Origin of the sequence: Acinetobacter sp. Swhac1 (genome assembly GCF_013390985.1) — a bacterium.
Lineage (GTDB): Bacteria > Pseudomonadota > Gammaproteobacteria > Pseudomonadales > Moraxellaceae > Acinetobacter > Acinetobacter towneri.
The window spans coordinates 113,339-132,614 of record NZ_JACASN010000007.1 but is presented as its reverse complement, the minus strand read 5'-3'; the positions used below and the strand labels follow the sequence as shown (position 1 = coordinate 132,614).

Sequence of the window (19,276 nt, the reverse complement as noted above, 5' to 3'; positions counted from 1 at the left end):
TACCTTCAGAAAGCCAGAGAATAGTTTGGGCACGTTGTCTTTCACGCCAATGTTTTGCATGCTTGGCCAGAAAAATGAGTCGTTCTCGCTGTTCTAAACTAAGTGGTACAGAAACAATTCGAGGCATGTGTGAACATCTGTTAACTAAAAAAACTTTTTCGCATGATTAGTTATTTTTGTCAACTTAATGCCTTTAGATAAATAATTAATTTAAAAAAATTAATCCCAAATAACAAGGATAAAATATAAGCAGAACGACTATAAATGTCGTGCATATTTTATTCCATTTAACATAATGGCGGTTATACGAAATAAAAAAACCTAGGCACTGCCTAGGTCTTAAATTTAAAAAAATACATAAAGATTAAGGCGCATGACACTTCAATCAAGCTATATTAATAATTACATACCATAGAAACAGCACCTTGATAGTTACCATTATTGCTCAAAGTCATACGGTAAATTGCACCAAGTACTAGGCTATTTGATCCATTATCAGCTATGTTAAATGTACCGATCTGATTTGATTCACCTTGTTGTCCTACGATACCCAATAAGTTATAGCTGCTATAGTTATTGAATGAATCAACCCATCTCATTGATGAAGCAAAGGTAGTTTCATCACTGCCATTTTTTGCAGTAAATTTAACGTCGATATTGCCGTTAGGATTTAAGGTAATACTTCCATTATGAATGGATGGAGAAATAAATTTTTCAAATTGGCCACTATTGGTCACTTTTGCTTGAGTAGCATTAACATCAGTACAGTTAATTTGTTTGGTTTGGGCAGAAATACGCTTAGTAATGATTGGGGTAAATGCAAAATAAAAATAAGAGGCATTGCTATATTTGGAAATATCTGTTGATTTTATTTCCCCATTTTTTTCATAATTAAAAATTCCTTTGGTTACACGAGCAATCGTAAAGTTTTTATTTCCAGCAATTTCTTTCGCAACAATATCTCCTGTAATTTTGTAATCACCAAATTCGGTGATAATACCATCGGCATTTTGTTTTACAGAATCAAGTCTTGATGCACCAGAAGAATTAGGGTAGTCAAAAATAATATTGTAGGATTGTGATGAATTCAATTTTTCTAATACTGAACCAGTAGAAGTATCTGGTGTGGTGCCGCTGTTCCCTGTAGAGCTCGATGTACCATTCCCTGTAGAGCTCGATGTACCATTCCCTGTAGAGCTCGATGCACCATTCCCTGTAGAGCTCGATGCACCATTCCCTGTAGAGCTCGATGCACCATCACTGCTGCCGCCGCAGGCAGTTAAAGTAAGACCCAAAGAAATAACTAAAAAAGAGGTTTTAAATCGGTTCATGGTAATTCCTAGTTTAAAAGAATCAACTATAGTCTATTGTTAGAATACTGAAAATAGGCAGTTAAATCGTGAACATTCTTATTTTAGCATTTCACTTTTTGATGTTTTTTCGCACAAGTCGACAAAATTCAGTACACTTGAGCAACTTATTCTATTCACTTGCAGATTTATCATGCTCAAACAATGCTGTGCCATACTTGAACAACGCCAACAGACTGTGGCTTTTATTGAAAGTGCCAGCTCAGGTTACTTATGTAGTCAGTTTTCTATTTATAAAAATAGCGGTGCCAATATTTTACTTGGTGGATTAGTCAGTTACGACCCAAGCATTAAACGTGAGATTTTGCATGTGAATAGTGACTTAATTGCCACCTATACCGCTGAATCTGCAGAAGTCACACAAGCCATGGCAGTTCAAGGCAAAAAACTATTTCAACATGCAGATTTTATTGTGGCATGCACAGGGTTACTGAAACCAGGCGGCAGTGCCACACCAGAAAAACCTGTAGGGACATTTTTTATCGCCATTCATTATCAGCAGCAAACTTTTCAGTACAAATATTTTTTAGATGGCAATCCATTACAACGACTAGAACAGCTCACTCTGTTAGTCGCTCAAGACCTGATTGATCTAATGCAAGATACAAACACTTGTACTGCACCCTGAAGTAAACCTATCTTTTTAAGTCTCTATCAAAATTCTCATGACTGCCCAATTTTAAAAGATAGAGTGTCATGATTTCGTCATCACTCACAGAGTAAGCCAGTAGCACAAGCTGTTTGTCCATTTTAAATTTATAAACAAATACTCCTGCTAAATCCCCCACTTTAGCTTCTCCGATATCAGGATTATTCCAAACGGTTATTACGGCATTATCAACATCTTTTTTCTGCTGCTTGGTTAGTTTTTTCACTGTCCGTTCAAATAAGGGAGTTTGTTGTATATTCATTTATATGGTGTTGTATTCCCTGCTTTGACATGCGCCATACTAAGCAACAAATCTGCTATATCTTGAAAAGTTAAATCGGGATTGTCTTGTGCGATTTTTCCAATTTTAGCCCAGTACTCAATTTGTTTAGTTGCACTTCTACTTTCAGCCATCCCGTAAATCTTTGCTGATTCAACAATATCGCTGTCGATTTTAACTGCTACATGTGACATTGCTTTTTCCTCATATTAATTATGGAATAAATTTTAGCCAATCATGCAACCATTTACAACCTTAAGAAACAAAATACAACAACCTTCTTTTATGATCAAATATTTAAAAATGCGCTATCGTACGCCCGATCTTTTTTAATTCTCTAACGCTTCAATAATTACTCATTGTATTTTTGACTACCCTCATCCAAACCTCAAAAAAAATAAGGTTCCATTGCTTAACAATGAAACCTTATCTTCAGCCTAAACTGCTGCATCACATGATGTTCATGCACGGTACAGCTTTTTAGACAACCAATTAAGCAGCCGAACGCTCTGCAATTGGTACAACTTTACGCAATTCTGGGCCTGTATAATCTGCACTTGGGCGGATAATACGGTTATCTGCACGCTGTTCCATCACGTGTGCTGCCCAACCTGTTACACGGCTCATCACAAAGATTGGTGTAAATAGTTTGGTCGCAATACCCATAAAGTGATACGCAGACGCATGGAAGAAGTCAGCATTACAGAATAATTTCTTCTCACGCCACATCACTTCTTCACAACGCACCGATACAGGATAAAGTACTGTATCACCTACATCTTGCGCTAAACGCTCAGACCAGATTTTGATGATGCCGTTACGTGGATCATTGTCTTTATAAATCGCATGACCAAAGCCCATGATCTTTTCTTTACGTTCCAACTTGCCTAGCATTTCACGTTCAGCTTCTTCTGGCGATGTCCAATTTTCAATCATTTCCATCGCTGCTTCATTCGCGCCACCGTGTAATGGGCCACGTAATGAACCAATCGCGCCTGTAATACATGAATGCATGTCAGACAAAGTTGATGCGCAAACACGTGCTGTAAATGTTGATGCGTTGAACTCATGCTCTGCATACAAAATTAATGACACATTCATGACTTGTTCATGCAATTCATTTGGTTTTTCACCACGTAATAAATGCAGGAATTGTGCGCCAATTGAATCATCATCCGTATTTTCTTCAATACGCACGCCATCGTGGCTATAACGATACCAGTAGCAAATAATAGCTGGCAAAGTCGCCAAGATGCGGTCTGCTACATCTTGTTGCTGTTCAAATGACTGTTCGGTTTCTAAGTTACCTAGCATTGAAACACCTGTACGCATCACATCCATTGGGTGTGAATCTGCAGGAATACGCTCAAGCACTTCTTTGAGTGCTTGAGGCAATGCACGTAAAGATTTCAATTTTGCTTTATAGGCAGCCAATTGCTCTGAAGTCGGCAATTCACCAAAGAAAATCAAGTATGCAACTTCTTCAAACTGACAGTTTTCTGCCAAGTCTTGCACATCATAACCACGGTAAGTTAAGCCTGCGCCACTTTTACCAACAGTTGAGAGTGAGGTTTTACCTGCCACTTGTCCACGCAATCCTGCGCCTGTGAGTACTTTTCCTTCAGCCATTTTTTTAATTCTCCTGTTTGAACAGCTTGTCTAATGTATTTTCAAAAGTATGATAATCAAGGAATTCGTATAATTCTTTACGTTGTTGCATTTTGTCTAAGACATTCACTTGCGTGCCATCTTTACGAATGGATTGCATCACTTCAAGTGCTGCTTTTTGCATAGCACGAGTTGGTGAAAGTGGATACAACACCATGCGAATGCCCTGCTCAGCCAATTCTTCAGTGGTGTAATAAGGGGTATCACCAAACTCTGTAATGTTTGCCAATACAGGTACACCTACGGCATCACATACAGTTTTATACATGGTAATATCAGTCATAGCTTCTGCAAAAATTGCATCTGCACCCGCTTCCACACATGCGCAAGCACGGTCAATCACCGCTTGCAAACCTTCTTTTTGCAAGGCATCTGTACGTGCCATGACTACAAAGTTTGAATCAGTTTTTGCATCAACCGCAGCTTTAATTCGATCGACCATTTCTTGCTGAGTTACAATTTCTTTGTTTGGACGGTGTCCGCAACGCTTTTGTGCAACCTGATCTTCAATGTGTACTGCAGCAGCACCTGCAGCAATCATTTGTTTAATACTGCGGGCAATATTAAATGCACCACCCCAACCTGTATCAATATCCACCAATAATGGAGTATCTACACGCTCAGTAATACGACGTACATCTTCCAAGACGTTGTCTAAACTGGTCATGCCCAAGTCAGGTAAACCGTAAGAGTAATTGGCGACACCTGCGCCAGATAAATAAATGGCTTTATAGCCAACCTGCTTTGCCATCATTGCAGCATAAGCATTTACCGTGCCGATAATTTGTAATGGCTTTTCCACTTCTAAAGCTTGTCTGAATCTTAAGCCCGCAGATGTTTGTTCTGTCATCTTCCTTTCCGCTTTTCTTACTATATTTTTCGAGGTTTGAGTATATCGGGAATGCAACGCTGCGCCATGACTTTTTAGAATCTATGCTCTAAAACTTTAGTCAAATAATTCGAAATTTTATTGCACAATAAATTTTCGTGATATTGCTTATTATTTAAATTTAATAAACATAGCTTTTTTGCATACTAAATAAGCAAAATTTAGCTTATTTTGAGTGTATTTCTATTTTTTCTAAATTCAAGCACGCTGCCCGTACACTTCAACACAGCACGCTGTGCATAAATTTGCTATAATAACAATCTCTCCCTTTGATCATTTGCTGAAATTTTATCCAATATGCAAGATATCGCTCATTTAACCCCTTTCGGTAAAGATGTCCCTCCTACAAAGCGTGGACATGAGCGATGTGTGGCGCTGCTCGTCAGTGCAACTGATCTGTTTTTAGAACGTGGCTACGATGCAGTATCTTTAGATGATATTGTGCAGCATGCTGGCGGTTCTAAAGCTTCTATTTATAAATACTTTGGTAATAAAGAAGGCTTGTTTAAGGCGATTTGTGATTATCGCCGTGACAAGTTTTTTCAGGATATTCACATCCCTTTTGAACAAATAGATTCTAATTTACGTGGTTATTTGGTTCAAACCTTGCTGAATTTTTATCATCATATTCTAGCGCCTGAAAATGCAGCTTTTATGCGTTTAGTTTTAGAGCAAAGTCAGCGCAACCCCGACATTGCCTTGCATATTCATGAGCGTGGCCCTCTGCACGTGCAATTGTGCATTGCCAAAGTGCTAGAGCATGCCAGCCAACAAGGGCTCATTCGCTGCGAACACCCTGTTTATTCGGCACAATTGTATTTTGGAATTTTAAGAAATTTAGAATGGCGCATTATTATGGGCATTCCAAAACAAGAAACTGAACAAGAAACAATCAATTATGTAAGTTATTGTGTAGATCGCTTTCTAGACGCCCATCAAAAAGTCTAGTTTTTTTGCAATTTCTTCATCCTATAGTATATTAGCCGATTCCCTTTTTCATTTAACCAACCAACAACTAATTGTTGTTTTTCTCATTCAGCAATTATTGTGGAGTAACGAATGGCTCTACGTCACTTTCTAACATTACGCGATTTATCGACTTTAGAACTGAATCAAATTTTGCAACGCGCCATTGAGCTCAAGCGTAAACAGCATAACAATGAAGTTTTCCAACCCTTTGTGGGCAAAGTCTTGGGAATGATTTTTGAAAAATCTAGTACCCGAACTCGTGTATCGTTTGAAGCAGGTATGAGTCAGTTTGGTGGCAGCGCAATTTTCCTATCATCACGTGACACACAGTTAGGTCGTGGTGAACCGATTGAAGATTCAGCACGAGTCATTTCAAGCATGCTTGATATCGTGATGATTCGTACTTTCGGACATGACATTGTAGAACGTTTTGCATCTTATTCAAAAGTTCCAGTGATCAATGCTTTAACTGACGATCACCACCCTTGCCAGTTACTTGCAGACATGCAAACTTACTTAGAGCATCGCGGTTCAATTGAAGGTAAAACCGTGGCTTGGATTGGTGATGGCAACAACATGTGTAACTCTTATATTGAAGCTGCGCACATGTGGGGCTTTAATTTAAAAATTGCAACGCCTAAAGGCTATGAACCTGAACAACGTTTCCTGTCTGAATTTGCACACTGTGTAGAATTGGTCGATTCTGCTGAAGATGCAGCAGTCAATGCTGACCTGATTGTGACCGATGTTTGGGCGAGTATGGGGCAGGAAGAAGAACAAAAAATCCGTGAAAAAGCCTTTGCAGACTATCAAGTCAATGAGCGCTTGATGGACTTGGCACATCCAGATTGCTTGTTTATGCATTGTTTACCTGCGCACCGTGGTGAAGAAATTTCTGAAAATATGCTAGATCATAAAAACGCTGTGGTTTGGGATGAAGCCGAAAACCGCTTGCATGCTCAAAAAGCATTGGTTGAGTTTTTATTGAACGAAAACCTCAAAAAAGACTAAACGATTTCAAAGCATTGAGTACGCTTTGATGAGTTTTGTTACAAACAGCACCAAATGGTGCTGTTTTTTATTTGGCTCGTTATAATCTATAACGACGGTTATTTTCTAAAATTTCAAAAAGAGCCTAGATGAATAATATGATGTATAAAACACTTGCGACAATAACACTTTGCGCAGCTGCAATGCTTGCTCATAGCACAGCCTATGCTAAACCTAGCGAATTAGACCAATATTTGGTTCAGCACGATATTTTAACGGTTGACTACAAAATTAAAAATGTAACAGCTTTAAATGAAATTTTAGATGTAATTAGCGATGAAGATTCACGTACTATGCCGTATCAAGTCGATCAAAATACCGTGATTGAACAAAGTACAACTACAGACAAGCAAATTAACATTCGCGGTATGATTATTTCACCCGATTTTACTCAATTTGTAGAAAGCACGGGCTACAACAATGTTAAAAACATGATTAAACAAAACTTGATTCACAACTGCGATTCAATGTTTGAGCATCAATTTCAGCGTGTAAATCCGTATGTGTTGAATTTACAACTCAGTGCAGAGAAAACACAATTTAACGTGCAATTGTCGAATAGTGAATGTAAATTTAAAACAGATTAAATAAAAACTCTATTAAGCATCACATCCTCATTACAGGTTTAATAGGTTGAATACTCAAAACAGTTGAGAGTTAACGTATTAAACCTTGAGGTTGTAAAATAATAATCAATGCACCCAAAATGACCACCATCCCACCAAACATATCCCAACGGGTTAAATTAACCTGATCCACATACTTTAGCCAAATCAAAGCGGTGCAAATATAGATTCCGCCATACGCTGCATAAATTCGCCCCGATGCCGCAGGATGCAAAGTAAGCAACCACACAAAAGCCGCTAAAGCCAAAACTGTTGGCACCCAAAGCCACTGCGATTTTCCCTGATTCAAAATTAAATAAGGAAAATAACAACCTAATATTTCCATCACTGCTGTTATAAAAAATAAGAGCAAGGTACTGGCAATTTTTGTGATCTGAACATCCATAAGCGACTTTACTTAAAAGTGGAATACATAAAAAATAACCCATGTTGAACATGGGTTATTTTCATTCATGGTGATGCAATATACAAGTTAAGCTGGTTCGGCAGTTTGATCTTCAAATACTTCAAGTTTCAAACCAACCGCTTTACCATTCTCTTTTTTCACAGAAACAGCAACATTACCGCCCTGTTCTGCCAATTCACCAAATAAAATCATTTCTGCTAATGGTTTCTTCAAGTGTTCCTGAATCAGGCGTTGCATTGGTCGTGCTCCCATCAAGCGATCATACCCATGCTCAGCCATCCATTCACGTGAATCCTGATCGACCTCAAGAATGACTTTTTTATCATCCAATTGAGCTTGTAATTCAGTCAAGAATTTATCTACTACATTTTCAATCACTGTCGTTGGTAGAGCCTTAAATTGAATCACACCATCTAAACGGTTACGGAATTCTGGTGAGAAGGCTTTTTTCATTGCTTCTTGGTTGTCATTACTGTTGTCTTGATCCATGAAACCAATGCTAACTCGTGAAATACTTTCTGCACCAATATTGGTAGTCAGTACTAAAATCACATTACGGAAATCTGACTTACGACCATTATTGTCGGTCAATGAGCCATGATCCATAATTTGCAGCAATAAGTTAAATACATCAGGATGTGCTTTTTCAATCTCATCTAGCAACAACACACAATGCGGGTTTTTATGAATCGCATCGGTAAGTAAGCCGCCCTGATCAAAACCTACATAACCCGGAGGCGCACCAATTAAACGTGAAACGGCATGGCGCTCCATGTACTCAGACATATCAAAGCGTACTAATTCCACACCTAACAATTTTGCCAACTGCTTGGTAACTTCGGTTTTACCCACGCCTGTCGGGCCAGCAAATACAAAACTACCGACTGGTTTGTCTGGTGTTTTTAAGCCAGCGCGTGACAGTTTAATTGCGGATGCCAAAGCTTCAATGGCTTCATCTTGCCCAAACACTACGCGTTTTAAATCACGCTCTAAATGTTCAAGTACGCTCTTGTCATCTTTCGATACGGTTTTTGGTGGAATACGTGCAATTTTAGAGACGATATCTTCAATGTTTTCCACTGTGATTAAAGTATCATCTTGCTCGGCTCTTAAACGGCGCTGCGCACCTGCTTCATCAATCACATCAATAGCTTTGTCTGGCAAGAAACGGTCATTAATAAATTTAGCAGATAGCTCTACCGCAGACACCAATGCTTTATCGTCATATTTCACATGGTGAAATTCTTCAAATTTCGATTTTAAACCACGTAAAATATCAACTGTTTCAGAGATTGAAGGTTCATTGACATCAATTTTTTGGAAACGGCGTGACAGCGCATGGTCTTTTTCAAATACCTGACGATATTCTTGGAATGTAGTCGAGCCAATACAGCGTAAAGTACCATTTGCCAACGCAGGTTTAATTAAGTTTGACGCATCCATAGTGCTGCCCATGCTCGAGCCTGCACCAATAATCATGTGGATTTCATCGATAAATAAAATAGCATCAGGTTTCTTTTTTAAGGCATTTAATAGTTGTTTTAAACGCTTTTCAAAGTCACCACGGTATTTGGTACCCGCGACCAACGCACCAATATCTAAACTATATACTTCGGCATTTTCGAGTGGCTTTGGCGCTTTACCATTAACAATCAACCATGCCAAACCTTCGGCAATAGAAGTTTTACCCACGCCAGGATCGCCCACTAACAATGGGTTATTCTTACGACGACGGCACAGAATTTGTGCAGCACGCTCAATTTCTTTTTCACGACCAATTAATGGATCGGTTTTTCCCTTTTGTGCCTCGGTATTCAAATTTAGCGTGTAAAGTTCTAGCGGGCCTGCATTGGCAGAGTGTGAACCTTCCCCATCTAACTCTTCAACCTCGTCTTCAGCCTGCGCTTCATCTTTACGCGTACCATGTGACAGGTATTGCGTCAAAGTTAAACGGTTGATTTGATGGCGTTTAAGTAAATAGACCGCAAAAGAATCACGTTCTGAGTACATCGCTACTAAAATATCGGCGCCTTCTACAGTACGGTCACCACCGCTCGATTGCACATGGAAAATGCCACGTTGCAAAATTCGGTCAAAACTTTCTGTTGGATGCGGGGCTTGATCATTATTTTCAGCAAGTTTAGGGGTATGTTGTTCTACATATTCTTCTAGTTCTTTACGCAGTACAACTACATCTGCACCACATGCTTTCAACGCATTTACAGCAGAGTCATTATCTAATAAAGCCAATAATAAATGTTCAACCGTTAAGAACTCATGTCTCTTCTGACGAGCCATGCTAACAGCCAAACGTAAGGATACTTCTAATTGACGACTGAGCATGTAACCCCCTTAATCTTTAGGCTCAATCTGACAAAGCAATGGATGACCTTGTGATCGAGCGTAATTATTGACTAGGTTCGCTTTCGTTTCCGCAATGTCCCGCGGATAGACCCCTGCGATACCTTTTCCTTCATAATGTACAGTTAGCATTACTTGAGTCGCTTGGTCAAGATTCATTGCAAAGTATTGTTGTAAAATTTCAATTACAAAGTCCATTGGGGTGTAGTCATCGTTCATTAAAACGACAGCATATAAAGGTGGACGCTTTAATTGAGGCGGTGCTGTTTGTAACGCAATATCGCCGTCGTCTTCATGCCCCGCATCATCCACACTTAAACGTGGACTCACATGCCAATCGACATAGCCAGATTGGTGAAACGTATTTTTTATTTCATTTAAACAAATTGATCGTTTTTGACTTCGCATAAGGTTTATATATCACACATTATTGAGCACTGGCTTCTGCTTGTGGAATTTCAGAAATAAATGCTGAATCGGCTTCCACGGCTTTACCTTTGCTCCAACTGAAGCGTTTAATCACAGGAGTTGCGCCATTTAAACGGACTTCAATAAAGTCTGGATTAAAGCCTTTAGGCATGCTCCAGCGCCCTGTTAAACGCTCATAATTATCAAAATTAAAATTGCTATCTTCCATCGGAACAACCAGCACTTCTGTGCCTTGAATTAAACGCAGTTCTACCGTACCGCTTGCACGTCGCTTGCTAGGACTCACTTGCACCAAATCGATCTGATATTCATAAGCATTGTCTGGTAATGGTTTTACCCCAAGATTTTGCACAGTCAGGCTTAAGCCTCCACGTTGGCGCAAGACTTCACGATAAATCGCGCTCATGCCTTCAGTACGTTGCTTATCTTCAGTCGCTTGAGTGAAAGCTTGATATAAGTCATTGGAATTACTGACCGCAACATCACGTTCTTGAATCGCAGCGTTTAAGCTCTTATTCAGACTTTCCAGACGCGTTTTTTGTTCTTGCACCACTTCAACCAGTTGTTCTGCATCGGCATCGTAACCAACCACGGTTAAGCCTTGACGATGCCCGACTGAATAGCCCAAAAAACCACTGCCTAAAATTAAAATGGCAGCGCCAATTGCCAAAGGTGCATTGCTTTCAAGAAATGGCTTTTTTTCTGGCGGTATAGATGAGGGTGTCATGCTTGAATTCGACTGAGACGTGGTTTCTGTATCGGTGTTATGCATCGTCATCTCTTGTTTTGATTCATTCAAAACACACATTTAAATCGAAATCTAAATGTGTGTGAAGTTGAAAAACGTGTTCTTATGGTAATAAACCAATTACCTCAAGTCCTGCATGTTCTGCAAAACCAAACATCAGGTTCATATTTTGTACGGCTTGCCCTGCTGCACCTTTCACCAAGTTGTCTTGCGCCACCAAAAGTACCAATTTTTTTGGTTGAGGTTTATACAACGCAATACGCAACTGGTTGGCGCCACGTACTGAACGTGTTTCTGGTGAACTGTTGGCTGGCATTACATCTACAAATTGCTCATTGGCATAAAATTGCTCATACAAGCTTTGTAAATCTGCTGCATCACCAGCATCAGTTAAATCTGCATAGATAGTGCTGAGCATACCGCGAATCATAGGGACCAAATGCGGTACAAATATAATGTGATTAAACACATCTTTTTGACCTGAAATATTTTCCAGTGCTTCTACAATTTCTGGGTGATGGCGATGTCCTGCTACACCATACGCCTTGAAGTTGTCTGCATTTTCAGAGTAAATCATGCCCAAACTGGCTTTACGCCCTGCACCAGATACACCCGATTTTGCATCAATAATAATACTTTCAGGTTTCACTAAAGCTTCAGCTTGTTTAAATAATGGCGCTAAACCAAGTTGCACTGTTGTTGGATAACACCCCGGGTTACCAATCACCTGTGCTTGTTTAATTTGTTCACGGTTGAGTTCAGACAAGCCATAAACTGAATCTTTTAAAATGTCTGGGCAAGCATGTTGCATGCCATACCATTTTTCAAACTGTGCTAAATCTTGCAAACGGAAGTCTGCTGCTAAATCGACCACTTTGGTGTTGGCTGCAACAAGCTCCGCAGCATGTTGCATTGCAACGCCGTGCGGTGTAGCAAAGAACACCACATCACACTGTTTTAATTCTTCGATGTTTAAATCTGAGTAGCACAGGTCTGTGTGTCCACGCAGGCTTGGGAACATATCATCTACACGGCGACCCGCTTCTGTACGTGAAGTCAGTACATTTACTTTCACATTTGGGTGTCGTAGCAAAAGACGCAATAATTCAACGCCTGTATAACCTGTACCACCGACAATACCAACTGAAATCACGTGCATTACCTCAATTCAAAAGCATGTTTAAGCTAACGCTATAGTATGACAGGAAGTTTTGGTTTTCTGAACTGTTTTACTAGGGTTTTGGGGCTTTTCTTTATTCTGTTGATTTTATAAAAGATGATTTGGATTGTAGTCAATACGTGCAACACCTTTGCATTGTAGTCTTATCATGTGGGTGTTGGCTTTTTTATTGATACCACCACCAAGGCAAAGACGTTGTTTTTAACTGCTTGCGATGCTGCAAATAGTGCGCATCATGCCGTTGTACTTCAACCCAAAATGCAGGACTATGATCAAAATGTCGTGTATGCGCCAACTCATGCACAGCAACATATCGCACAATTTGTTCAGGAAACAACACCAAGGCGCTATTGAGCATAATATGCTGTTGCGTACTGCAACTGCCCCAACGGGTTTTCGGTTGACGAATTGCGCACTGTTTAAATGGCAAAGCAATTTCATGACTGACTGTTTGCAAATATATCGGCAACATTTGTTTGGCATAAGCAATAACAAAGGCTTTTAAATATGCCGCAGGTTGGCGGTCACTAACCCATAGGCAATGCTGTTTTAAATCTAAAATAAAACTGTGTTTTTGTGTTTGATAATGAATATTTAAAGGCTTAGCCAAATTAAAAAGTGATAACTGATTTGGCAATTCACGCCGAACAAGTCCTTGCTGTGCCTGCTGTTTATGCCAAGTTTCAATCATCCACTGTTCAGATTGCTGCAAAAAATCCTGAATTTGTCGCTGAGTACAATATTTCGGTACAGTTAAGCGAATTTGATGCGGCTCGACACGCAAACGTAAACGTGTTGCTTTTGCATGTGGTGTGATTTGAATTTCAGGTAAGTCGGATAATGTCATTGTTGTTCTTTTATTAAATCCTCCCCGACCCCTCCTTTAATAAAGGAGGAAGTAAAGCCCCCTATTAAAAACAAGGGGCTTGGGAGACGAATTAAACCGCAGTACGTTCTTCAATGCCGTTATTGGTCGCTACAATTGCAATATCAGCTTTATTGATGGCAAAAATACCGTTGGTCACAACACCTGGAATATCATTCAAGGTTTTTTCTAATTCCAACGCATTTAAAATATTTAAATTATAAATATCTAAAATCACGTTACCGTTATCAGTCACCACACCTTCACGGTAAGCAGGATCGCCACCTAAAGCCACAATTTTGCGTGCTACCGCAGAACGAGCCATTGGAATCACCTCAATTGGCAATGGAAACTCACGTCCTAATTGCTCTACCCATTTTGAATCATCGACAATACAGATAAACTTACGTGCAATAGAAGCCACAATTTTTTCACGGGTCAACGCTGCGCCGCCGCCTTTAATCATGTGCATGTGACGGTCAATTTCATCTGCACCATCAACATAAGCATCTAAACTGCCCACAGAGTTCATATCAACCACTTCAATACCAAGTTTCTTTAAGCGCTCCGCAGTCGCTTCAGAACTTGCCACAGCTGCTTCTAATTGTAATTCAGGCAATAAATCAATCAGGAAATTGACTGTACTGCCTGTACCTACCCCCAAAATCCCGCCTTTAGGCAAATGTTTTAATGCTGCTTTGGCAGCCGCTTGCTTCTTTTCATCTTGGGTAGCATACAGACTCATGACTTCACTCAACTATTTTTGACATTTGTTGCCGATTTTACAGCGAAAATGTGCAGGGGTTTGTTACAATAACCCCCTATTTTAAACTGTTAGATGGAAGATTAACATGCTGTCTCGTTTGGTTCGACAAATTTTACAAGCAACGGTCTACGATGTTGCAATCGAAACCCCACTCGACGCAGCGCCACGAATTAGTGAAAAACTGAACAATAACATTCGCTTTAAACGTGAAGACTTACAACCCGTATTCTCTTTTAAATTGCGTGGTGCATATAACCGTATTAGCCAGTTACCCAAAGACCAACTTGAACGTGGTGTAATTACTGCCTCTGCAGGCAACCATGCGCAAGGTGTAGCATTGTCTGGGCAAAAACTGGGCATTCGCGCCATTATCGTTATGCCTAAAACCACGCCAGATATTAAAGTACAAGCGGTAAAACGCTTGGGTGGCGAAGTGGTATTACATGGTGACTCATTTGATGTTGCCAACAAATATGCAATTCAACGTGCCCAAGATGAAGGCATGACTTTTATTCCACCGTATGACGATGAATTGGTCATGGCAGGTCAAGGTACGATTGCCAACGAAATTTTGCGTCAATGGCGCGATGTCGAATATGTTTTCGTTGCTGTTGGTGGTGGCGGTTTAATTGCAGGTGTTGCAGCCTACTTGGGCGATGTCGCACCGCATGTCAAAGTCATTCCTGTAGAATATGATGAATCGGCTTGCTTAAAAGCGGCTTTTGAAGCCAATGAACGTGTGATTTTGCCGCAAGTGGGTTTATTTGCTGATGGTACTGCTGTCGCACAAATTGGTGAGAAACCGTTTGAAGTTTTACAACTACAAAAATCAGATCAATCAGGCCCAATTGTTGAGCGCGATGTAGTTTTGGTGAATACCGATGAAATCTGTGCGGCAATTAAAGACACCTTTGATGAAAACCGCAGCATTGTAGAACCTTCAGGTGCAATGGCTTTGGCAGGCATCAAAAAATATGTCGAGCAACACCAATTGCAAAATAAAAATATTGTGTCAATTGTCTGTGGCGCAAACATGAACTTTGACCGTTTACGCTATATTGCGGAACGTACTGAACTCGGTGAACATAAAGAAGCAATTTTTGCCGTGACCATTCCAGAAGAAAAAGGTGCGTTCCTTAACTTCTGCCGTGCGCTGCAAGGTCGTAATATCACCGAGTTTAACTACCGCGCCAGCGATGCTACTGCTGCACAAGTCTTTGTCGGCATCAGCTTAAAATCTGGTGAAAAAGAACGCCACGACATTTATGAGTTACTCAAAACCCAGTACGATGTTGATGATTTGTCGGATGATGAAGTAGCAAAACTACACATTCGTTATTTGGTCGGTGGTCATGCCGATATTGAAAATGAACGTCTATTCCGTGTGGAATTTCCAGAGCGTCCGGGTGCATTACTGACTTTCTTGGAGCGCTTAGGCCCAACCCATAACATCACCCTGTTCCATTACCGTAACCACGGTGCAGCGGAAGGTCGTGTATTGGTCGGTTTAGAAGCTTCGGATGCCAAACAGAACCCAGATGGTTTAATTGAAACTTTGGAAAAGATCACTTATCCATACCAAGAGATTACTAATAACTTGGGTTATCAGCGTTTCTTAAAATAACCGATCACACATCTCAATAAGTGCAAAAAACCGCTGATTTCAGCGGTTTTTTAGTCATATTGCTACAGTATAGAGCCCTAAAATATTTTAGAATATTGGAAGAATAATATAATTTTTCAGGATGATGCTATGGCACAATTTGCTGTCATTGGTTTAGGTAGCTTTGGTGCAACTGTGGCGACACAATTGGTCAAACTCAACCATGATGTCATTGGGATTGATAGCAATAAAAAGTTTGTAGAAAACATTGCCGATCAAATAACCCATGCGGTGATTGCCGATGCAACCGATGAACACGTTTTGGAAGAACTGAATATTCAAAATTGTGATGCAGTGGTGGTCGCCATTGGTGAAGATATTGAAGCCAGTATTTTGTGTGTCTTAAATTTAAAGAATTTGGGTATTTCTAAAATTTACGTTAAAGCCAAAAGTAAAGCGCACACCATGATTTTGACCCATTTGGGCGTAAGTAAAATTATTCACCCTGAAGAAGATATGGGCGTTCGCATCGCGCAATCGCTGAGTTATCCGATGGTGAGTCGTTATATGAGCCTAAACGACAACCACTATATTGTAAAAGTAAAAATTAAAGACAACTTGCATGGCACGCGCATTCATAGTCTGATGTCACATGCACCCGAAGTTAAACTTTTACTGTTTAAACGTGCCGAAACGATTTTCTATACGCTTGAATCCAATTTAATGCTACAAACAGATGATATTTTGGTGGTTGAAGGACAACTTGAACCATTAAAACGCTTATCTAAACAATTTAAGTCAGAATGAAAAAAACAGCGAAACAACCAATCAAAACTGTCAATTTAAGCCCACCCAGTCTTTTGGCACTGGGCTTTTTAAGCTTTATTAGCATTGGCACAATCTTGCTGAAACTGCCCATTTCCCATCATGGCGAGATGAGTTGGATTAATGCCTTATTTACTGCTACATCTGCAGTGACGATCACTGGATTGTCTGTAGTGAATATTGGCGATGCTTATACCGTATTTGGGCAAATGGTCATTATGTTGTTGTTACAATGTGGTGGCTTAGGTTTTATGACTTTTGCGATTTTAGCGGTTTTAAGTTTGTCATCCAAAATTGGTTTAAAACAACAAATCATGGCGCAAGACACCATTGGGCAAACCAACCTGTCTAAAGTGTCGATGACCATTAAAAGCGTGTTGCTCTACTCATTGTTTTTTGAAGGGATTGGCACGGTTATTTTAACCTTGGCATGGATGCAGGATTATCCATTTAGCGATGCATTTTTCTATGCGGCTTTCTATAGTGTTTCAGCCTTTAACAATGGTGGATTTTCATTATTTCCCAATAGCTTAATGAGTTTTGCAGATCAATACCTGATTACCTTAACTATTAGTATGCTGTATATCATTGGCGGTATTGGTTTTGTGGTACTCATGGATATTAAACGTGCAAAACGCTGGAAAAAACTCTCACCCAATAGCAAGCTGATTTTATCGACCATTGCTGGTTTAAACTTTGTGGCCTTTCTGCTGATTTGGGCGATTGAAGCCAATAATCCACATACCCTTGCAGCCATGAGTATTGGCGATCAAGCCCTCAATGCATGGTTTCACGCTACCGTTCCTCGCTCATCAGGCTTTAATAGTCTAGATGTCGCAAGTATGCAAAATAGCTCGACCTTGCTCACCATGCTTCTGATGTTTATTGGTGGTGGTTCGCTCAGTACCGCAGGCGGTATTAAAGTTGGCACATTTATTATTGTCATTTTAAGTGTGATCAGTTTTTTAAGACGTTCAGATGAGGTGCGTGTGTTTAATCATGCTGTACCTGAACGTACCACCTTTAAAGCTTTGGCGGTGATCAGCATCACAGGTATGTTAATTTGCCTCGGTTTGTTTAGCTTACTTGCCCTTGAACCGAAACTGAATTTTTTAGACCTGTTGTTTGAGGCTGTATCTGCAGCGTGCACGGTGGGTTTATCCCGTGGTGTTACAGGTGAATTACAACCTGCCAGCTTAATTATTTTAATGTTGTTGATGTTTGCAGGTCGTTTAGGGCCGCTGACTTTGGCTTATTTAATCGCCACACCACAAAAAAGCCGACTTAAACATCCAACCGCAGATATTCAAGTTGGATAAAAGCTGGATACGATCCGACTTCAAAAACAAACGCCAATCTTCAAGATTGGCGTTTTATATTCAGCGAGCAATAATGAGAAATCAATCTTAATCTACTTAAAACCAATTCATTAAAGACACACCCAAACCAACATAGGTGGCGCGGTGGTTATAATCAATCAGGCTTTCGCCATAACCATCAAACAACTGGAAATGACCGCGTAATTTTCCACTGATTGGGAAAACCCAGTCAAACTGTGCTGCACCGTGCGCGTCATCACCGCCTTTTAAGCTATGACGAAGCATCAAAGAAAAGTCATGCTCTTTCCAGCGATAAAATGCCAACATATCGCCACGCCCGATATAATTTTTAATTTCAGGGTTATTGTCATCGCTGCGGTCTTCTTCAATGCGATACCACGGACGTAACATCAAGGCAAAATTGTCTTTTTCAAAACCTAAATTAAAAATCACCCGATTCCAACTGCGTGATAATGGATCGGAACGACCATTGGACTGGTGATTCAATGTCAGCCCCATCAAACGCCCATGTAAACCAAAAAGCTGATAATTGGTACGGAACATTAAACTGGCTTCAGGCTCATAATTGGTTTCACGAAATGGGCGTGACTCATCACCATTGTAAACTTGCCAACGTGATGACTGGGTATAACCTAGCCACACATCACCGTTATCACCCAACAGATTTTCTACCGCTTTGGTTTTTAAAGACAGCTGAAATTTGGTTTCCATTGAGGTCAGGTTTTGCTCCTTACCCACGGGAACGGTATTTTGCTCATTCAAGCTTTGTGGACGTTCATTTTTATCGGACGTCCAAAAAGTAGGCATCAAATACACAGGTTGATAAGCACGTAAATTCCATGTGCCTAATTTGCTATCGGGTGAAAGCTCCCAGCGCTTATCCAGTAAAGATACATTCGGATCAAGCTTTGGTACATCAAATGAAAATAAATTACTCACACCCACTGCAATTTTTTCTTTCACAGTTTCAGGTGCAGGAGCAAGTGCCTGAGCGGCTTGACGTTCGCTAATCAGCGCTGTTTTTTCTGCTTCAGGAGTTTTAAACAGAGCATCGTAACACACCAAACGATCAGCATTTGACTCTAAAGCCACACAGGCTTCAGGTGTTGCAGGTGCAACTAAGCTAGCTGGGTCTTGTGCATAGGTTTTCGCCACAAACACAGTGCTGAGTGCGGCAACACTCAGCGACAGTCCTGTGCGTTCAAACAGTTTGAACGCGCTCATAAATCCCCCTAAGTTTTCGTTGTTATTT

The 19,276-nt window shown here is 40.2% G+C and carries 20 protein-coding genes and 1 pseudogene; 7 read left to right on the top strand and 14 right to left on the bottom strand.

Annotated elements, in window-relative coordinates; all coding sequences use genetic code 11:
• A pseudogene (locus HX743_RS05550) lies at positions 1-127 on the bottom strand (helix-turn-helix domain-containing protein); the annotation flags it as partial.
• A gap of 268 nt (positions 128-395) precedes the next feature.
• Complete coding sequence (locus tag HX743_RS05545; RefSeq protein WP_178318701.1) at positions 396-1,331, bottom strand: hypothetical protein; 936 nt, start codon at positions 1,329-1,331, stop codon at positions 396-398.
• Positions 1,332-1,503: 172 nt separating this feature from the next.
• Between HX743_RS05545 and HX743_RS05540 the strand changes: the two genes are divergently transcribed.
• Positions 1,504-1,998: a CinA family protein gene (locus HX743_RS05540; RefSeq protein ID WP_096901591.1), complete on the top strand. Its 495-nt coding sequence runs from the start codon at positions 1,504-1,506 to the stop codon at positions 1,996-1,998.
• 7 nt (positions 1,999-2,005) lie between these two features.
• On the opposite strand, the gene HX743_RS05535 is transcribed toward HX743_RS05540, so the two are convergent.
• The 4 genes from HX743_RS05535 to prpB all read right to left on the bottom strand — a co-directional run bounded on the left by HX743_RS05535 (position 2,006) and on the right by prpB (position 4,817).
• On the bottom strand, positions 2,006-2,281 hold the full coding sequence (locus HX743_RS05535; protein ID WP_104852058.1) for a type II toxin-antitoxin system RelE/ParE family toxin: 276 nt from the start codon (positions 2,279-2,281) through the stop codon (positions 2,006-2,008).
• On the bottom strand, positions 2,278-2,493 hold the full coding sequence (locus HX743_RS05530; RefSeq protein ID WP_104852059.1) for a hypothetical protein: 216 nt from the start codon (positions 2,491-2,493) through the stop codon (positions 2,278-2,280). Before HX743_RS05530 ends, HX743_RS05535 begins: the two co-directional genes overlap by 4 nt.
• Before the next feature lie 298 nt (positions 2,494-2,791).
• On the bottom strand, positions 2,792-3,928 hold the full coding sequence (gene prpC, locus HX743_RS05525) for a 2-methylcitrate synthase (protein ID WP_004973461.1): 1,137 nt from the start codon (positions 3,926-3,928) through the stop codon (positions 2,792-2,794).
• A 4-nt stretch (positions 3,929-3,932) separates the two neighbouring features.
• Complete coding sequence (prpB, locus tag HX743_RS05520; RefSeq protein WP_004973459.1) at positions 3,933-4,817, bottom strand: methylisocitrate lyase; 885 nt, start codon at positions 4,815-4,817, stop codon at positions 3,933-3,935.
• 336 nt (positions 4,818-5,153) lie between these two features.
• Between prpB and HX743_RS05515 the strand changes: the two genes are divergently transcribed.
• The 3 genes from HX743_RS05515 (at position 5,154) to HX743_RS05505 (ending at position 7,462) form a co-directional block, all read left to right on the top strand.
• The gene (locus HX743_RS05515; RefSeq protein WP_178318700.1) at positions 5,154-5,804 is read left to right on the top strand and encodes a TetR/AcrR family transcriptional regulator; all 651 of its coding nucleotides are present in this window, start codon (positions 5,154-5,156) and stop codon (positions 5,802-5,804) included.
• A gap of 111 nt (positions 5,805-5,915) precedes the next feature.
• A complete protein-coding gene (argF, locus tag HX743_RS05510) occupies positions 5,916-6,836 on the top strand; it encodes an ornithine carbamoyltransferase (protein ID WP_168525416.1) in 921 nt (306 codons plus the stop codon).
• Positions 6,837-6,964: 128 nt separating this feature from the next.
• A complete protein-coding gene (locus HX743_RS05505; RefSeq protein WP_250316203.1) occupies positions 6,965-7,462 on the top strand; it encodes a hypothetical protein in 498 nt (165 codons plus the stop codon).
• 70 nt (positions 7,463-7,532) lie between these two features.
• Here HX743_RS05505 and HX743_RS05500 read toward each other — a convergent pair whose 3' ends face one another.
• The 7 genes from HX743_RS05500 to rpiA form a co-directional block, all read right to left on the bottom strand.
• A complete protein-coding gene (locus HX743_RS05500; RefSeq protein WP_168417361.1) occupies positions 7,533-7,886 on the bottom strand; it encodes a YnfA family protein in 354 nt (117 codons plus the stop codon).
• Between the two features lie 87 nt (positions 7,887-7,973).
• Positions 7,974-10,250, bottom strand: a complete 2,277-nt coding sequence (gene clpA / locus HX743_RS05495) for an ATP-dependent Clp protease ATP-binding subunit ClpA (RefSeq protein WP_178318699.1) — start codon at positions 10,248-10,250, stop codon at positions 7,974-7,976.
• Between the two features lie 9 nt (positions 10,251-10,259).
• Positions 10,260-10,676 (bottom strand): ATP-dependent Clp protease adapter ClpS, encoded by a 417-nt coding sequence (gene clpS, locus HX743_RS05490; protein ID WP_178318698.1) that lies wholly within the window; start codon positions 10,674-10,676, stop codon positions 10,260-10,262.
• A gap of 19 nt (positions 10,677-10,695) precedes the next feature.
• Positions 10,696-11,469: a DUF6776 family protein gene (locus tag HX743_RS05485; protein WP_178318697.1), complete on the bottom strand. Its 774-nt coding sequence runs from the start codon at positions 11,467-11,469 to the stop codon at positions 10,696-10,698.
• 79 nt (positions 11,470-11,548) lie between these two features.
• On the bottom strand, positions 11,549-12,604 hold the full coding sequence (argC, locus tag HX743_RS05480; protein ID WP_178318696.1) for an N-acetyl-gamma-glutamyl-phosphate reductase: 1,056 nt from the start codon (positions 12,602-12,604) through the stop codon (positions 11,549-11,551).
• Between the two features lie 187 nt (positions 12,605-12,791).
• Positions 12,792-13,472, bottom strand: a complete 681-nt coding sequence (locus HX743_RS05475; RefSeq protein ID WP_004973431.1) for a M48 family metallopeptidase — start codon at positions 13,470-13,472, stop codon at positions 12,792-12,794.
• A gap of 91 nt (positions 13,473-13,563) precedes the next feature.
• Positions 13,564-14,235 carry a ribose-5-phosphate isomerase RpiA gene (gene rpiA / locus HX743_RS05470; protein ID WP_004973429.1) on the bottom strand — a complete coding sequence of 224 codons (672 nt, stop codon included), beginning with the start codon at positions 14,233-14,235 and terminating at the stop codon, positions 13,564-13,566.
• A gap of 106 nt (positions 14,236-14,341) precedes the next feature.
• On the opposite strand from rpiA, the gene ilvA reads away from it, so the two are divergent.
• The 3 genes from ilvA (at position 14,342) to HX743_RS05455 (ending at position 18,003) form a co-directional block, all read left to right on the top strand.
• A complete protein-coding gene (ilvA, locus tag HX743_RS05465) occupies positions 14,342-15,880 on the top strand; it encodes a threonine ammonia-lyase, biosynthetic (protein ID WP_019837302.1) in 1,539 nt (512 codons plus the stop codon).
• A 129-nt stretch (positions 15,881-16,009) separates the two neighbouring features.
• Positions 16,010-16,666: a TrkA family potassium uptake protein gene (locus HX743_RS05460; RefSeq protein ID WP_004973425.1), complete on the top strand. Its 657-nt coding sequence runs from the start codon at positions 16,010-16,012 to the stop codon at positions 16,664-16,666.
• Positions 16,663-18,003, top strand: coding sequence for a TrkH family potassium uptake protein (locus HX743_RS05455; RefSeq protein ID WP_004973423.1), 1,341 nt, complete (start codon positions 16,663-16,665; stop codon positions 18,001-18,003). The genes HX743_RS05460 and HX743_RS05455 overlap by 4 nt, the downstream gene beginning before the upstream one ends.
• A gap of 96 nt (positions 18,004-18,099) precedes the next feature.
• Here HX743_RS05455 and HX743_RS05450 read toward each other — a convergent pair whose 3' ends face one another.
• Complete coding sequence (locus HX743_RS05450) at positions 18,100-19,248, bottom strand: phospholipase A (RefSeq protein ID WP_178318695.1); 1,149 nt, start codon at positions 19,246-19,248, stop codon at positions 18,100-18,102.
• Between the last annotated feature and the right edge of the window lie 28 nt (positions 19,249-19,276).

What these genes read in the sequence shown, in the direction of transcription:
- argF (WP_168525416.1), top strand. Translation starts at nt 5,916, where the DNA reads ATGGCTCTACGTCACTTTCTAACATTACGCGATTTATCGACTTTAGAA.
- HX743_RS05475 (WP_004973431.1), bottom strand. Translation starts at nt 13,472, where the DNA reads ATGACATTATCCGACTTACCTGAAATTCAAATCACACCACATGCAAAA.
- HX743_RS05540 (WP_096901591.1), top strand. Translation starts at nt 1,504, where the DNA reads ATGCTCAAACAATGCTGTGCCATACTTGAACAACGCCAACAGACTGTG.
- prpB (WP_004973459.1), bottom strand. Translation starts at nt 4,817, where the DNA reads ATGACAGAACAAACATCTGCGGGCTTAAGATTCAGACAAGCTTTAGAA.
- HX743_RS05455 (WP_004973423.1), top strand. Translation starts at nt 16,663, where the DNA reads ATGAAAAAAACAGCGAAACAACCAATCAAAACTGTCAATTTAAGCCCA.
- HX743_RS05460 (WP_004973425.1), top strand. Translation starts at nt 16,010, where the DNA reads ATGGCACAATTTGCTGTCATTGGTTTAGGTAGCTTTGGTGCAACTGTG.
- rpiA (WP_004973429.1), bottom strand. Translation starts at nt 14,235, where the DNA reads ATGAGTCTGTATGCTACCCAAGATGAAAAGAAGCAAGCGGCTGCCAAA.
- HX743_RS05505 (WP_250316203.1), top strand. Translation starts at nt 6,965, where the DNA reads ATGAATAATATGATGTATAAAACACTTGCGACAATAACACTTTGCGCA.
- clpA (WP_178318699.1), bottom strand. Translation starts at nt 10,250, where the DNA reads ATGCTCAGTCGTCAATTAGAAGTATCCTTACGTTTGGCTGTTAGCATG.
- ilvA (WP_019837302.1), top strand. Translation starts at nt 14,342, where the DNA reads ATGCTGTCTCGTTTGGTTCGACAAATTTTACAAGCAACGGTCTACGAT.
- argC (WP_178318696.1), bottom strand. Translation starts at nt 12,604, where the DNA reads ATGCACGTGATTTCAGTTGGTATTGTCGGTGGTACAGGTTATACAGGC.
- HX743_RS05530 (WP_104852059.1), bottom strand. Translation starts at nt 2,493, where the DNA reads ATGTCACATGTAGCAGTTAAAATCGACAGCGATATTGTTGAATCAGCA.
- HX743_RS05515 (WP_178318700.1), top strand. Translation starts at nt 5,154, where the DNA reads ATGCAAGATATCGCTCATTTAACCCCTTTCGGTAAAGATGTCCCTCCT.
- HX743_RS05535 (WP_104852058.1), bottom strand. Translation starts at nt 2,281, where the DNA reads ATGAATATACAACAAACTCCCTTATTTGAACGGACAGTGAAAAAACTA.
- prpC (WP_004973461.1), bottom strand. Translation starts at nt 3,928, where the DNA reads ATGGCTGAAGGAAAAGTACTCACAGGCGCAGGATTGCGTGGACAAGTG.
- clpS (WP_178318698.1), bottom strand. Translation starts at nt 10,676, where the DNA reads ATGCGAAGTCAAAAACGATCAATTTGTTTAAATGAAATAAAAAATACG.
- HX743_RS05450 (WP_178318695.1), bottom strand. Translation starts at nt 19,248, where the DNA reads ATGAGCGCGTTCAAACTGTTTGAACGCACAGGACTGTCGCTGAGTGTT.
- HX743_RS05500 (WP_168417361.1), bottom strand. Translation starts at nt 7,886, where the DNA reads ATGGATGTTCAGATCACAAAAATTGCCAGTACCTTGCTCTTATTTTTT.
- HX743_RS05485 (WP_178318697.1), bottom strand. Translation starts at nt 11,469, where the DNA reads ATGCATAACACCGATACAGAAACCACGTCTCAGTCGAATTCAAGCATG.
- HX743_RS05545 (WP_178318701.1), bottom strand. Translation starts at nt 1,331, where the DNA reads ATGAACCGATTTAAAACCTCTTTTTTAGTTATTTCTTTGGGTCTTACT.